Origin of the sequence: Enterococcus sp. 3G6_DIV0642 (assembly GCF_002140635.1) — a bacterium.
GTDB lineage: Bacteria > Bacillota > Bacilli > Lactobacillales > Enterococcaceae > Enterococcus_D > Enterococcus_D casseliflavus.
In genome coordinates this window covers 1338107-1353504 of the sequence record NZ_NGLH01000001.1, presented here as the reverse complement: position 1 = coordinate 1353504, position 15398 = coordinate 1338107, and the positions used below count along the sequence as shown (strand labels likewise).

At 44.4% G+C, this 15398-nt stretch carries 11 protein-coding genes; 1 reads left to right on the top strand and 10 read right to left on the bottom strand.

The window, feature by feature from the left end; translation table 11 throughout:
- Window positions 1-97: 97 nt before the first annotated feature.
- From A5878_RS06365 to A5878_RS06355, 3 genes are read right to left on the bottom strand one after another with little or no spacing between them, the layout of a single operon-like run.
- Entirely contained in the window at window positions 98-2260 is a 2163-nt protein-coding gene (locus A5878_RS06365; RefSeq protein WP_086294986.1) for an L-type lectin-domain containing protein, read from the bottom strand.
- 44 nt (window positions 2261-2304) lie between these two features.
- Complete coding sequence (locus A5878_RS06360; RefSeq protein WP_086294984.1) at window positions 2305-3336, bottom strand: DUF916 and DUF3324 domain-containing protein; 1032 nt, start codon at window positions 3334-3336, stop codon at window positions 2305-2307.
- A 16-nt stretch (window positions 3337-3352) separates the two neighbouring features.
- Window positions 3353-4021, bottom strand: a complete 669-nt coding sequence (locus A5878_RS06355; protein ID WP_086294982.1) for a WxL domain-containing protein — start codon at window positions 4019-4021, stop codon at window positions 3353-3355.
- A 92-nt stretch (window positions 4022-4113) separates the two neighbouring features.
- Here A5878_RS06355 and A5878_RS06350 point away from each other — a divergent pair, with 92 nt between their 5' ends.
- A complete protein-coding gene (locus tag A5878_RS06350; protein WP_086294980.1) occupies window positions 4114-5619 on the top strand; it encodes a helix-turn-helix domain-containing protein in 1506 nt (501 codons plus the stop codon).
- A gap of 82 nt (window positions 5620-5701) precedes the next feature.
- Here the strand turns inward: A5878_RS06350 and A5878_RS06345 are convergent, their stop codons facing one another.
- From A5878_RS06345 to A5878_RS06315, 7 genes are all read right to left on the bottom strand, one after another.
- Window positions 5702-6589: an SDR family oxidoreductase gene (locus A5878_RS06345; RefSeq protein ID WP_016610366.1), complete on the bottom strand. Its 888-nt coding sequence runs from the start codon at window positions 6587-6589 to the stop codon at window positions 5702-5704.
- A gap of 238 nt (window positions 6590-6827) precedes the next feature.
- Window positions 6828-8528, bottom strand: coding sequence for a DUF4091 domain-containing protein (locus A5878_RS06340; protein ID WP_086294978.1), 1701 nt, complete (start codon window positions 8526-8528; stop codon window positions 6828-6830).
- A 2-nt stretch (window positions 8529-8530) separates the two neighbouring features.
- Window positions 8531-9502, bottom strand: a complete 972-nt coding sequence (locus A5878_RS06335) for an alpha/beta hydrolase (protein WP_086294976.1) — start codon at window positions 9500-9502, stop codon at window positions 8531-8533.
- A gap of 3 nt (window positions 9503-9505) precedes the next feature.
- Entirely contained in the window at window positions 9506-10870 is a 1365-nt protein-coding gene (locus A5878_RS06330; RefSeq protein WP_086294975.1) for a glycoside hydrolase family 1 protein, read from the bottom strand.
- Entirely contained in the window at window positions 10863-11768 is a 906-nt protein-coding gene (locus A5878_RS06325; protein ID WP_086294974.1) for an ROK family protein, read from the bottom strand. Before A5878_RS06325 ends, A5878_RS06330 begins: the two co-directional genes overlap by 8 nt.
- Window positions 11769-11777: 9 nt before the next feature.
- Window positions 11778-13130 carry a PTS sugar transporter subunit IIC gene (locus A5878_RS06320; RefSeq protein WP_086294973.1) on the bottom strand — a complete coding sequence of 451 codons (1353 nt, stop codon included), beginning with the start codon at window positions 13128-13130 and terminating at the stop codon, window positions 11778-11780.
- A gap of 19 nt (window positions 13131-13149) precedes the next feature.
- A complete protein-coding gene (locus A5878_RS06315) occupies window positions 13150-15351 on the bottom strand; it encodes a glycoside hydrolase family 3 N-terminal domain-containing protein (protein ID WP_086294972.1) in 2202 nt (733 codons plus the stop codon).
- Between the last annotated feature and the right edge of the window lie 47 nt (window positions 15352-15398).

The window sequence follows — 15398 nt, the reverse complement described above, 5'->3', positions numbered from 1 at the left end:
AGGCCTATCATTAGTTTTAAAAATTGCGAAAAGTCGACAAAGTTAGCAGTGATCGATTGAGAACTTTAATAAAAAAAACGCCGTAATGGCGTTTTTTTTATTCGTCTACAATCGTACTCTCCAACTGCCAATTGACCGTACCAGTATACGTCCCCGGTTGAATCAAATCAAAATCAGGAACAAATCGTAAATAGCAGTTGTATTCATTTAAAGCAAGGGTCAAATCAGCCTCGCCGTCGGGAAGCTGCTGAAAAAGGATCGTTTCTTCTTTCGTAACTGTTGCCACCAAGTGATCGTCGAGCGGATCATAGATCACGAATTGGACTTCTTCTGCCAACTGCTGCTGGTCTTGCAAGAAATCAGTCATTTGCCCACTAAGCTGCCAAGTCCCTTCACTGCTGTTGCTGATAGACAGTAGTGCCGAGGTTTGATCAAAAGAAACGGGAAGATAGGCAAAGCCATCACTTCGGAGCGATCGTGCGAGCTCATTTACATTGATTGTCGGTCCGTTGATCGACTCCGGCGCACTGAGAAATTGTACACTGCCTCGAAAATCAATGCCATAATAATGGGTTTCTGATTGATTTCCCTCTGCATCGATCACAAAAGCAGCAAGATAATAAGTGGTTCCCGGCTCCAGATTCGCGGTATCTCGTTCCAACGTGTATGTAAAGGGATCTGCCAATGTGGCACGATCTATCTGAGCTGTTTCTAAGAAATCTGCCTCCGTCACCGTCTCTTCTTCCGTAAAAAAATCCGTAACATACAAGCGTGCTTGTGTTGAATTGCGGTCGTCGATGGTGATCGGGGTAAAGCACAAACGGTTTTCCCGCACGAGCTGCTGGGTTTCTTTCGCTTCTGCTAAGGTAGGCACACCCGTTGTCAGCATCGGCGGAAACACACCGGTCATTGTGTAGGAATGCGTCTCAGGGCTGCCAGATACGATACTCGATACAAAGGCATTCCCTTGAAAGGTCGTTCGCACAGGCACCGTTTGATTCAAGTTCTCATTGAGCGGCGCCCCCGTATAGGTAATCGAATAGTGGATAAGATAGTCATTCCCTTTGGCTAATGCAGGTAGGGTCGCGACCAACTCACCAGCTTCAACGCTAAAATCAATCGGCGTGCCGCCTTCTGGCATACCATTTACCATCAAATCAGGACCACCAAAATACACTGTCTCATCGACTAAAGAAAACCCTTCTGGAAATATCGAACTCAGCTTGATACCTGCTTCTAAATCTGATAAATCACTGGAGTCTTTGTACGAGAGATACGTTGCATAGGTAATTGTTTTTTCTGCATCAACTATTGCTGTCTGACTAAGAGCTGTCTCGGTATCCAGTAACAACTTGTTGGGGTCGCGTTCGAAGACACCGGTTCGCATATCAATAGCGACTAGTCCTTCTACGTCAATAAAAGCAACTGCTTTTTCTTGGACGTTTCCACCATTTGCACCGGTAAAGCCAAAGTATACGGGCGCATTGTTTGTCAAATTCAAATTGGTTCTAAAAGTATCGTCCACCGGTACAGTAACATCGACCCCAAAATCAGGGACAGAATAGTGTAATGTTTGATTCGTCTGATTGAATTCAACAGAAAATGTATGCCATTGGCTATCAGAAATATCGGTGACCGCACCAAGGTCCTTATGGTTGACGACCTTGTACGACGGCAGCCAGCCTTCTGTCGTATAGGCGTCGTTTGAACCTGGAAAATTCCATGCGATATGATGGCTATTCGGTGCATCGCGATCCATGGCACCATGGACACCCAGACTACCAGAATTGTAGTAAGTATCGAATTCGATGGCAAAGCTTTGCGGAATCGCTCCGGTATTCAGTGGGTCGGTTCCCCCTACATTCGACCAAACACCAATCGTTGGACCTGCTTGTTGAGCGAGTGCATCTACACCACTGCTTTGCATAACAAAAGCTAAGCCATCGCTATCAGTTGCTGTATTTTCGATGCAAAAAGCCATTTCTAATCGAAAAGATCGGGTAAAAGAAACCGCTTTGTTGAACCAAACACCCCCACTGACATTTGATGTCACCCCATCATTGATCTGAACATAGTTATAACCATCCGATCCTTGCGGAGAACCGGCTTGACCTACCGTGGTGATCAAGGTCTCATCGATCGGTAACGTCGCAAAATCTGGCTCCACGACGGTCGCCGCAACAGATGCGTTTCCTGTATGAAATAAGGCGATACCTAACAAGAAGAAAAGTAAAAAACGTGTCGTAAAAATTTTTTTCATCGTCATCCTCCGCTTTATTTGATCAGAACTTAAATGAAGCCCTCTCAATCCTGCTCTGTTGTTTCCTTTGATTTTTTTCGTCGCAAATACATCAGGAGCAATAGACTGGAAATAAGCAGAAGAATGACCACTGCAACAATATATACCCAACGGTTGCTGTGAAGAGAGCCTGATCCCACGATTGTTTTTCGATTGATCGTTTCAGCTTCTGGGCGAGAAACAGTGACGCTATCCTCAAAAACCCACGTTCCACGTGGGGCGCTCAGCTCGATTTGAATGTGATAGGTTCCTGGCTCTACGATTTCTTCATCAAACGCGCTATAAAGATCCAGTGTAGAGTTTGGGCCAAATTGAAAACTTTCTGCTGTAAATCCCCCCACAACGCTGTCACTGTCTTGCTCACGAATCACTGTCTTAACAGCAATCTTCCCAAAAGCCACTGGCTGATCATTTTCAATGCGGCTTTTTAGGGATGCGATGCCGTCTTTTTCTACCGCCTCACTTTTGATCAAGGAAAGTTCAGGATCAGGTAGCGCATCTAACTGCTGGCGAAGGCGGACACCTTGGATGATTTTATAGGTTGACGTAAGACTGGTTTCCTCCGCCTCTTGCCCCTCTTTTTGTTCTTCTTCAAAAGAAAAGGCACCTAAGATTTCACCTGTAAAACGCTTGTCATTCATTGAAAGAGGAAATACCACTTGGCGTGTTTCCCCCGGTTCAAGCTGAATCATTTGATTTGGTTTCTTTATTAAAGTCGTGAAAGACACACCGCCAAAATCCTCTGCTGTTTCGGCTGCCTGATAAGCGATGATTCCACTAGCAGCTGTGTAACTATTCAGTGCGGATGCTTGTATCGTAAGGGTTTCCGAACTCGTGTTATGAAGGGCAACGGTCAAATTCTGTTTGGTCTCATGATTTACCAGTAAGTCGAAATAAGTGACGTCACTGACTTGATTTTGGGGAAGTTCAGGTGTTACAGTGAACCGTGTGGTCTGTGCATGACCGGTGACTTTCGTAACGCAACACAAACTGATAAAGAAACTAATGAGTACGAAGCACTTGATTTGTTTTTTCATTGTCGCCCTTTCTTTCCTACTCTGCTTGATACGTGTTCGCTAATGTCCAAGTGATCGTGCCGCTATAAGTGCCGCTGTTCACATTTTGCTTCGGTACGGTTAATGAAGCATTGGAAAAGTTAAAGTCATTGGTTGCTAAGCCAGTTGTGCCATTAGCAGAAGCAATCAGCGTTGGGTCTGTTGCCCCTACTATCAATTCGGTGCCCGAGACTAGCGCTGCATCGCCAGAAGCCGTTGTACCATTTAAAGTGACTTTGGCATTTGCCAGCTCGTTATCGCTCGCATTCGTCATTTTCGATAATTGCGCCGTCAACTGCCAGCCAGCTTGATTCGGCCCCCGGTAATCCGTGATCGAAGTCACTTCATTCGACGTTGTTTGAATCACTTGTTCATCAGTAGCGATCTCTTGGATACTGCTTGTACCGAAGTTAAAATTAGTCACCTGATCCAGTGACAAGATTCCTTGTTCGATCGTTAGTGTTGCTTGACTCGTCATTGAAGCCGTTGGATTCGCTTCTGCTGCAGCTGCCGCAGTCGGCGCCATTCCTAAACCCATTCCGACCAAACCTAACATTACTGCCTTTTTGTTCATTTTCATCTCTTCCTTCACTTTTTTTAATGAGAAACCGAGGTTAATCGAAAAAAACAGCCTTGAAAAATAATAAATTAATTGGCGTTTTTTCATTCTATTCTCATCTATCATAAGTATAATCCATCATGGTTATCATACGGTTCACAGATTTAGCGTAAAAAAAACGCCAAAAAGGAGAATCCCTTATGTATCGAGAATTCATTTCTCCCGCAGAAGAAAAGAAATTAGAGATTTTCAAAGTTGTCTGTAATTCCAATGGCGTGACATTGGTCCAACTGTCAGAAGTTTTGAACATCCCACAAAAAAGTCTGCAAAAATATATTTATTTTTTAAATGAAGATTTGCAGCTGCTCTCCCCTCACCTGCTTCTATCAAAAAATCATTACAATCAGTATTTTGTTGATCGAGCAGAGGATGATGAACCTTTCTATGCAAAATTGATGTATCATTATTTGCTCAACTCCACACAATACACCTTGATTCACTACTTGATTGGGCGCCCGCAAATGACCTTGACGCAATTATGTTTGGATTTGCATGTCAGCCAATCGCATATGTATCGGTTGATCAAGAAAATCAACCAACTATTGGAAAAATTTCAAATCCAAATTCGAACAGACCTGAATAACCGCATCGTTCTTGCTGGAAAAGAGCTTGATATCCGTATTTTCACCTACAGTTTCTTGACCCAAAGTGCGCCTGCTGATTTGTGGCTATTGCCGAGCGTTTCCCATAAAAATGTCGAAGAGTTTACAGCGTTCTTTGCTGTTTCTCACTTTGATCCGTTGACGAAAAATAAACTCGCTGCATTTTGGCAAGCAGTGGTCAGCCGAACGATCCAGAAAAAATATTTGCCAGCGATCCCTGAAAAATACATGGGATTGATGAATTTCTATTGTTTTTTACCAGAGGAAATCCTCGAATCGCTTTTTTTGAGTGCCGATTATGCCTCAGAAAAGACGCTTCAGTCAGAATATCTTTACTTAAATTTCTTTTTGCATGTGTTTTTGCCAGGGGTAATTCCCCAAGCGAAGAATCAAGCGATCATCCAAGAAATAAAACATTCTGATACCGATCTTGTGCGCTTTTTCACTGCAATGATCAAAGATTGGCACGATACCTTTGCTCCAAGTCAGGAAGTCGCCGAATTTGAAAAATTATTAAGCAGCTGTCTGCTGGTCTTCAATCTTTCGATCATTATCGGCATCGATCTTCTGGAAGTGTGGCAGCTCGAACACCAACTGTTGACCGAAAACACTCCTTCGAAAGACAAAACCTATGAAGCAATCTGCAAGCTTTTACTGACCCATGTTGAAAGGTATCCATTTGCTGACTTGGATAAAGAGTATTTTGAACAGACACAGTTGCCTTATCTTGCGCATCTCTTGTATTTGGAAACACAGATGAATACGCCCCCGACCGTGTCGGTCTATATTCAAACGACGATCCAATACCGCACGAAGCAAATGATCGAGACAAGGATCCATTCGATTTATTCCAAAGCTTCAGTGACTTTTATTAACCAGATGGAAGCAGCCGATCTATTGATCACCGATAGTTATGAAGAAGTGATTTTTTCCGAAAAATTAGTCTTACTGTCTAACCTGCAAGCCGAACAAGAGTGGGCAGCCGTTTTTGCAAAGATCAATCAACTGATGATGTCCAAGATGTTTGCCAAACAAGGAAAGTAAGCTACCGATTCCATTTTCATCCCAAAAAAAAGCCCGAGCATCTTTGCTCGAGCTTTTTTCCTACAAATTTATCCAGGGATTGTTAAGCGAAGAAGCTACCACCCGTTACACTGTACACTTGACCAGTTACATAGCTTGCTTCATCAGAGGCTAGGAAAACGTAGACTGGTGCTAATTCGACTGGTTGTCCAGCACGTTTCATCAATTCTTTTTGACCAAATTCTGGGATCGCAGATTGTGGTTGTCCACCAGAAATTTGAAGTGGCGTCCAGATTGGACCAGGCGCAACGGTATTGACCCGAATGCCTTTTTCACTTAATTGCGCAGCTAGCCCTTTACTAAAGGAAGTAATGGCACCTTTCGTGGCTGCATAGTCTAAAAGATGGGCGCTTGGTTCCGCACTTTGGATCGAAGTGGTCGTGATGATGCTTCCACCAGCTGGTAAGTAATCCAATGCTTCTTGGACTGTCCAATACATCGAGATGATATTCGTTGTAAAGGTGTCTTGAATTTGTTGCGTAGTCAACTCTTTGATGTCCTTCACTGCTTGTTGCATCCCAGCATTTAGAACCAACGTATCTAACCCGCCTAATTCTTTGGCTGCTTCATGAACCAATTGACGAGCGAAGGTTTCATCTTTCAAGTCTCCTGGGATCAAGACGGCTTTGCGTCCAGCTTTTTCAATGACTGCTTTGACTTCTTGCGCGTCTTCTTCTTCAAAAGGAAGATAGTTGATTGCAACATCGGCGCCTTCTTTGGCAAAAGCGATCGCTGCTGCTCGACCAATACCAGAATCACCACCGGTCACTAATGCTTTGCGTCCAGCTAATTTGTCTGAACCTGCGTAGCTTTCTTCCCCACAATCAGGTACTGGCTGCATCTTTCCTTGAATCGCCGGTGCTTCTTGCACCTGTTTTTCAAATTTGCCATCATAATACTTCGTTAACGGATTGTTGATTTTTTCTGACATGCTCGTTTCCTCCTTGATTATTTCTACTTCTATTTGTCATCGTTTGTTATGACCTTACTTAAAAGTGTAAAGGAAGATGGAGGGAATGAGAAACGAAACGCTCAGTAGAATAGACGAAACACCGAAAATAAGGAGGCTTGTTCATGCTGGAAACCGTGCTAAATCACGATCAAAAGCGTCGCCTCATCGAAGCCTTCCTCTAGGGATGACTCGTCGACGGCGACGCTTAAGAAAATGATTATTTTACCAAAAGTGTGATAAGTGCCTGACGAAATGTCTCCATCTCCTCAGCGGTTTGCAAAAAAACATCGGGATGACTATGATGGCTGTCGATCATCCAACGTTTGGTATCCGTGATTTTTAGAAAATCTGCTACCAAATCGTCCGTTTGCTTCGGTTGAGCAGCTTGAGCGGTCTTCAAGAGATAGAAATCTTCAATCCCCCGCTGTAGTTGTTTATATCTTAGAGACAACAATATATGTCCGTGATTCCCAGGATAGACGAAACAAAGATCACCGATCGGTAGTGAGCTCGTGTTGTATCGAATATCGGTCCGAGCCTGTTCTGGCCAGCAATTGTATGCCCAACGCAGAAAGCCGTCTGTTTTGAACTGATACGATAAGATTCCTTGCATTCGCGTCTCTAACAAGGGACTATGCAAAAAGGTATTTGGTTTGTCGGGATAATTGCAGACATAGTACTGCATCTTGCCCGGATGGCTTTGTGCTAGTGTTTCGTAATGGTTGCAAGTACAGTAATAGGAAGTCACAGGATGATCGATCACTGGCAGCAGCTCAAATAACACGTCTTCTTTATCAAAAGCAGCTTTGATCTGGATCGACGGATCAATTTCTTTTAAAACAGCTAACGAGGATCGGAAACTGTCGATTTGCTGTTTCTTCGGTTCGTCAGAAACGATGCGAACCTTCTCCCGTAGATTCTCCCCTTTAAAATAATCAAATACTTGGCGTAGATACTCCTGCAAATCAGCTTTTTGATTGAGAAAGCCAAAGGTGCCTTTTCCCTCATCGTAAAAGCGAATCACCAACTTTTCTGGATGGTCCAAGTTGACCAGCGGGAAAAATGGCGGCTCCCAGACCCCTAATAAACCAAACACGTCAATTTCTTCTTTGATACCCGCAGCAAAAAAACAATCCAAGTAACGCGTCAGCACAGAAAAATCACAGGACAGTTCTCCGTCTGGCGTCTTTTTGACCTTGACCATCGAATACTCATATAAATTAGCAGGATAATCTTTGACGATGTAATTGAACCAGCCCTTCCATGGGATCTCTCCGGCGATCACTGTGATCGCTTTTTGTCCGATCGCAGCGAGACTCTCAGCCATTTCCTTGATCAAGTCAAAGTGGGCATCGCTCCATAACGGAACGTCAAAGGTGCGAGCCAAATTGCTGGGCTGCTGCCACATATTTAAGTGGAACGTCTCTAAATAGTCTTTTGGAAAAGTAAAGCCATCCACTTCAATCGTTAGGTTCTTTTCTAACAAGCACTCCTCTTGGCTAGTCAAGTGTGCCCGATAGACCTTGATTTTCACGGGATATGCTTGCGGTTTGATCGTCTCATCGATCTGCCACTCCAAATAAAGAGGCGCAAAGCGATCGCCAGGATAGGTTTTGGCAGTTCGTTCAAGCAATTTATCGGCGTACGCCAATTCCTGCTGACCGACATAATAATCGACGAATTGCGCTTTGACCGGCAATTCGCTAAAAATCTCAACACGTATCATGGGAATTTCGATTTCATCGGGGATCGAAAACTCGTCGCCAATAATATAATGATTGCGATTGCCATCGTGCAGCAGCAGCTGACAAGCAGCAGTACTGTTACGAACAGCTGATAACTGTTCAATCGCTTGTGGTTCTTGGGTGATCAATTCTGTTGAAGCCTTATAGCTTTCATGGACCAGGATTGCTTTCATTTTTACTCTTCCTTTCTAGGATCAATCAGCTGCGATACAAGCTTTTGATAAGAAACATTTTCAAACGCTTCTGGCATGATCGTTAGTAGTTGCTGCAAGCTGATGTTTTTTACGATTTTTAAGCGACTTTTGTCTGCCCATGATGGAAAAGCCTGCAACAGCAAGCGTTTGTTTTCCCCTGATTCAAGCAACGCTCGAATTGGCCACTGCCCTAAATCAGGAAACAAAGCTGGCTGGGCAACTTTATCTGCCCAGTTCAACTCTAGCCATTCGACGCATTCATCAAACCAACGGGCAAAGCGTGGATCGACCATCTCTTTCCGATTACCGAAGCGTTCGGTCGCCAAAGAAAGACCGTGACGTCCTTTTTGGAAAATATGACTTTCAAAGGGAACCTCGTGCTCTTCTAGGGCTTGCAGATACGCCAATGAATTTTCGATAGGAACGACATTGTCTTCAAAGGTTGAAAACAAAAAGGTGGGTGGCGTATCTTTTGTGACACATTTCTCTAATGAAGGGGCATCGATCTTCATCACAGCAGCAAATGAAGACACTATCGCTGGGTAGCCTAACATACATAAGCTCGGTTTCATTGGGGAGAGTGTCGATAACGCCGCTGCCAAATGACCGCCAGCAGAAAAGCCGATCACAGCGATTTTTTCGCTATCGATTCCCCATTCACTGGTTAGTTCTTGGATTTTGGCAATCGCTTTTTCGGCATCTTCTAAGGAATGGCTGAAACTGCGATGTGTCCCCACATGATAGCGCAAGACTCCTGAGTGAAAGCCTTGGGCAGCAAAACTTAAAGCAATCGGCTCGGCTTCCCGCTCACTGCAAAAGGAGTAGCCGCCGCCAGGAATCACCATGACAAACGGACGATCACCCACCCGTTCATACTCGGCTTTTTCCTCATGCAGATACACTGTCAGACCGGCTTGCGCTTCTGGATCAAATAGATATTCCTGAATAAACACCGCTTACTCTCCTAACCCATTTTTATCGATGACGTTTTGATACCAATAAAAACTATCTTTCTTGTATCGTGCCAAGTCCAACAGCTGCTCGTCCGTACGATTGACATAGATAAACCCGTAACGTTTAGCGATGCCTTCGTGAGTACTGACTAGATCAATGGCACTCCACGGGCAATAGCCGATCACATCGACACCATCTTCGATCGCCAATGCCAGCTGCTTTATGTGCTGCTGCAAATAGTCGATGCGATAATCATCATGGATTTTTCCATCAGTTGTCAAAACATCCTTGGCACCGATCCCGTTTTCCGTGATCAAGAGCGGTAGACGATAACGGGAATAGATTTCGTTCAACGTAAAGCGAAAGCCCTCTGGATCAATCGGCCAGCCGAATTCAGTCATTGGCAAATGGGTGTTTTCTACTGCTTGGAAAAAGCCTGGAATCCCGAAACCAGATTGTTGATCGAGTTTCGTTTCTTTTTGAAAATAGCTGCTGACGGTCATCGTATTATAATAATTCAATGCGATGTAATCACAGGTACCCGCTGCCAAAATTTTTCGATCTGCTTCAGTGACTGTCGGTGCTGCGCCAATCTTCTCTAATAAATGCCATGCGTTGTGATTGTACGTGCCTAAAACAGCCGCATCTAGGAATAACCAATTTCTCAGCGCACTCATATATAGAGCTGCCAGCTGATCTGCTGGTTTTTCAGAAGCTGGATAGACACTGGCGATATTCGGTGCTGGGCCAATCTTGCCGCTAAAATTGCCTGCATGAAACTGCTGGGTGACCAATGCTTGTGCCACCAGCATATGATGATTTTCTTGAAATTTTTCTTTCATGGATTTTTGACTCGTACCAATGACCGAACCAGCAAGTGCCATCACATTTTGCTCGTTGATGGTTTGCCATAACGGAACTTGTTGCCCAAAGTTTTCGAACAGTACTTGGCAGTAATCAGCAAATGCTTGGATCGTCTCTCGGTTTTCCCATCCGCCTTGCTTTGCGATCGCGACAGGAAGGTCAAAATGGAAAACGGTGACGATCGGTTGAATCTCGTTTTCTAGTAGCAGATCGATCAGTTTTTGATAAAACGCTAATCCTGCTGGGTTGACCTGACCATCGGGCATGACGCGGCTCCATGATATGGAAAAACGATAGGCTTTTAACCCTAATTCTTTAAACAGTTTCACATCTTCTTCATATCGGTGATAGTGATCTGATGCTACTTTAAAATCAGTGGTCCCTTGCGGAATCTCTTTGATATCTTGCACTGAGGGACCTTTGCCGTCTTCCGCCCATGCGCCCTCTACTTGATAAGCACTAGTGGATGCTCCCCACAAAAATGCTTCTGGAAATTTACTCATCCCACGGTTCCTCCTTAGCTGCGCCGATCAAATTGGCGTCCGCTTGAAAATAAGCGGCTTGGATCGCAACTGGCTGCAGCGTTTTCTCAATGATTGGTGCGGTTTTAAAAATAGCTTGATAGCTGCTAGCTATGGCTTCGATCAAGCGTGGTTGACGGCTGATCCCGCCACCGATAACGATTTTCTCCAGAGCTAAAAGACATTGAAGATCGAAGCACAAGACAGCGATTTCTTTGGTATAGGCTAAAAATAAAGCTTCTGCCTCCGGATCAGCAGTTTTCGTAAGGGTATCAAAGACCAAAGGACCCTCAGGCGCAACAGCCATACAAGTAGCCAAACGCTCAATCAATCCGACAGCCGAAAGACCGATCCCCACAAAAGAGTCCGCGCCTCTCATTTGTCGGTCACGAATCATAAAACTGACTTCACCAGCTTGTCCATGATGCCCGCGATAGAGTGTTCCATTCAGACAAAGGCCGACCCCCACACCGGTTCCTAAAATGATTGCCGCACCATTTTGGATACCTTGAAGATTGCCAGCTTTCATTTCCCCTAGTGCGGCGGCTTTTGCGTCGTTTTCGACAGTAACCTCTGTCACCATGCCATCGCTTAACTGGCAGATCAATTCCGGCAAATTTACCCCATCAAGGTATGGCAAGGCACCACCAAAGAAGACCGTCCCTGTTTCATTAACTGAACCAGGGACTGCGATCGCGACTTTGGTGAAAGAAACTTGACGGGCATAGCTTTGCAAGAGCCCTTTGATAGCTTCTTTAAAAGGTTCCAAAGCTGCAGGGGTTAAAATGGTGCGCCGTTTGCTGACCTCGTTGTGTTCGACCCATCCCGTTTTGATGTGCGTCCCACCGATATCAATTCCTAAATAAACCAAATGTGCCACTTCCTTTATTTACGCTTGAATTTCTTCCACGACTTTTTCTGTCATTTTTGCTGCTTCACTTGCTTGCTTTTTTTCAGCAGCCAGTTCTAATTCGTACTCTTTTTTATCCGCAATTTTTAGGAACGGATACCACATCACAATACCTATCAGCATACAGATGATCATTAAGATCGTGTAGTTAAGCCCTCCTGAAAATGGCATTTTGATAAAAGTCGGTGTCGTCCATGGCAATAGACTCATGGTTGGATTCAAGCTGATTGGGAGGATCGTAGTCGCCAATCCCCAGGTCACAAAGCCAGCGATCAATTGTGTAAAGACTTGCGGAATAAAGAACAACGGATTCAAAATAATCGGCATCCCAAACATGATTGGCTCTGTGATATTAAAGATTGACGGGATAAACGACAATTTTCCTAATTGTTTCATTTTTGCCGATTTGCTGCGGATCATAAAGAAGGTCACAAAGCCCATGAAGCCAGCAGCATACATACCCATATAAATCACTGAAGGAATCAGATAAGGCAGTTCTTGTCCTTGTTGGTAAGCGGCAATATTCGAAACGACCATGGTCATACTAATCGCGCCGAGCGGTCCTTGTAAAACTGCATTATGAATTCCGAAGAACCATAAAACGGCTAATAATTCCATAATGATGATGATCGATAGCGGGCTGGCAACTAAGGAGTTCAACGGCGCATTGATCACATCGATAAAGAATTGGAAAATCGAACCAGATGAAGTAAACCCAAATAAGACCCGTAAGACAAAGACGACTGCAAAAATGATCGTGACAACAAAAACGGGTGCTAAGGACTGGGTCACCATTGGGGGAACACTGTCTGGCAGTTTGATCATAATATTTTTTCTCGACAAGAAAGCATAAAAGCGAGTGACCAACAAAGCGGTCAGCATGCCGATAAACAGTCCTTGCCCGCCTAAGAAATCAAACTTCAAGGCACCAATCGTTTGTTCCACTGCTTGGCCATCTTGCATGACAGTTGTTGCGACGGTTTGGGGCATCAACATAATGAAACTAGCTAAAGAAATAATCGCCGAGTTGCGTTCGTTGCTTCCTAACTGTTTTGCGTAAGAATACGCCAAACTGTATACGACATACAAGGCAAAAACGCCAGTTGCTCCGTTGGTGATCGCTTCAACATGTTGGAAGATGCCAATTTTCGTCAAATAGTCCGTCCAACCGGGAATCGGAAAATTTCCAATAATCGTGATAAACGCAATTCCTAAAGTGATGGGACTTGTTCGAATAAAGCCTTCCATCAAAGCGGCCAACACTTTGTTTTGTTGTAATTTTTGTGACATTGGTAATAGTTTGCTACTTAAAAATGCTTCTAATTTTTCCATTCTTTCTCACTCCTTTAGTTTAGATCGTTACACTAAGCATCGTTTCTTTTTGATCGATCCGTATTAGGAATCGATAAGTACCTTTGGTAAAATGTTTGGTTCCTTGATTGTCATAGAAAACAAGTTCTGACAACGGCAGTGAAAATCTTCGCTCTTTTTCTTCCTGGGGCGCGAATGAGATGAGGTCACTCGCGATTAATTGGCGACTTGGACGTACCACTGCCGCTGGGCGCTGCATGAGATAAAGTTGAATGACGGTTTCTGCAGCTGTTGCTGATTGGTTTTTCACTCGATATGCCAATTGGATCGTCTCGCTAGATACTTCACTGCCTAGCCATTCACCAGTAAACGAACTATAACTAAGACCTGTTCCGAATGCGAATAAGGGTTCATTTGATTCATCGCGGTATTTTGACAAAAAGCGATCAGAATGCTCACTATCTGTCAAAGGTCTGCCTGTTGGCATCTGGACACTGTATATTGGGATCTGTCCTTCACTACGAGGAAAGGTCATCGCCAGTTTTGCCGTCGGAGAAGCCTGCCCACTCAACAGATTGGCGATCCCGATCCCGCCCATCGTTCCTGGATACCAAACGAGCAACAGACTATCAAATAATGCTTCCACTTGTGTTAAGACTAACGGTCTGCCAGTGTAAAGCACGCCAATCAAAGGCTTGCCAGTTTTTTTCAACGCTTGGATCAAACGCATTTGTTTCAATGGCAGCTGCAAATGAGCTTTTGATGCCCCTTCGCCGCTTTCCAAAAATTGTTCCCCAAAAGTCAAGACGATGACCTCTGCAGCCTCAGCCGCTTTGACGGCTTCTAAAAGCAGCTGGTCTTCTGGTTCGATCGGTCCATTCAGCTGTTCGATCCCGACTTTTAAAGGACCAAATTGCTCATACGAATCGAATAAATTGTATCCACGAGCAAAGATCAGGTTTTCAGGTGCGAAGTGCTTCAGCAAACCAGTTTTTAAAGGAATCGTATCTTGTGGCTTGCCGCTAACTGACGCCCAAAAGCCTAATGTCAACCGGCTTTCTCCATAAGGACCGATCACAGCGACGGTTTGGTCTTTTTTCAAAGGTAAGCTGCCCTCATTTTTTAAAAGCACGCAGCTTTTTTCCACTAACTTAACGGCTAGCTCTTTGGCTTCCTCCGACAAAACCTCTCCAGTCTGTTGCGTTTTCAACCCTCGATAGGGTTCCTCAAACAAACCTAATTGATTTTTTAATACGAGAATTCGCCAGACTGCTTCATCCAACAAAGCTGCTAATTTGGGTTGTTTGATCAGTTCTGGCAAGTGCGTTGCATAGACCGATGTCATCATATCAAAATCAACGCCCGCTTCCAAACCTTTCTGAGCGGCCTCCCGTTCATCTTTGGCAAAGCCATGAGGGACCAATTCTTTGATGGCCGCATGATCGGAGACCAATACCCCATCAAAACCGAATCGTTCGCGCAAAATCTCTCGGTTCAGCCAGCGGCTACCCGTTGCAGGTTCACCATTCAATAGGTTGAAGGCCGTCATCACTAGCAGTGCTTGGGCTTCGATCGCCGCTTGATAGGGTTGCAAATATTCATTGAATAAGCGCTGATTCGACATATCGACCGTATTGTATTCTCTGCCTGCTTCGGGTGCACCGTAACCAGCAAAATGTTTGATGCAAGCAGCAACGTGATTGTCTGCCACTCCTTGATCAAGATTACCTTGGTAACCGGTCACGACGCTTTTAGCAAAACGTTTGGCAGTATAAACATCTTCTCCTGGCGACTCCATCACCCGCCCCCAGCGAGGATCGCGAACAAGATCCAGCATGGGTGAAAAGATCACATGAAGGCCATTTTGGTAACATTCTTTGGCGGTCATCTCAGCGGCTTGCTCGATCAGGTCAAAATCATAAGAACCTGCTTGCGAAAGGGGGATCGGAAAAATCGTCCGAAACCCGTAGATGACATCAGACATAAACAGCATGGGAATCTTAAGTCGGCTGTGTGCCAACGTTTCCCTTTGTAACTGAATCAACTTTTGGTAATCGTTCACATTATAAATCGAACCAATCTCGTGAATCTTCAAATTTGGTGGAAGCCCTAAATCTTGCATCGGTCCCGTAGACATCACCTCATTTTCAATGACTAAACTGCCATTCAATTGAATCGTCTGAGCGATTTTTTCTTCTGGCGTCAATTGCTGAAACAATTCTTTCAATTTTTTACTATCCATGTTTGCTCCTTCCTGTAACCGTTTTATTTATCTGAATTATAGGAAGA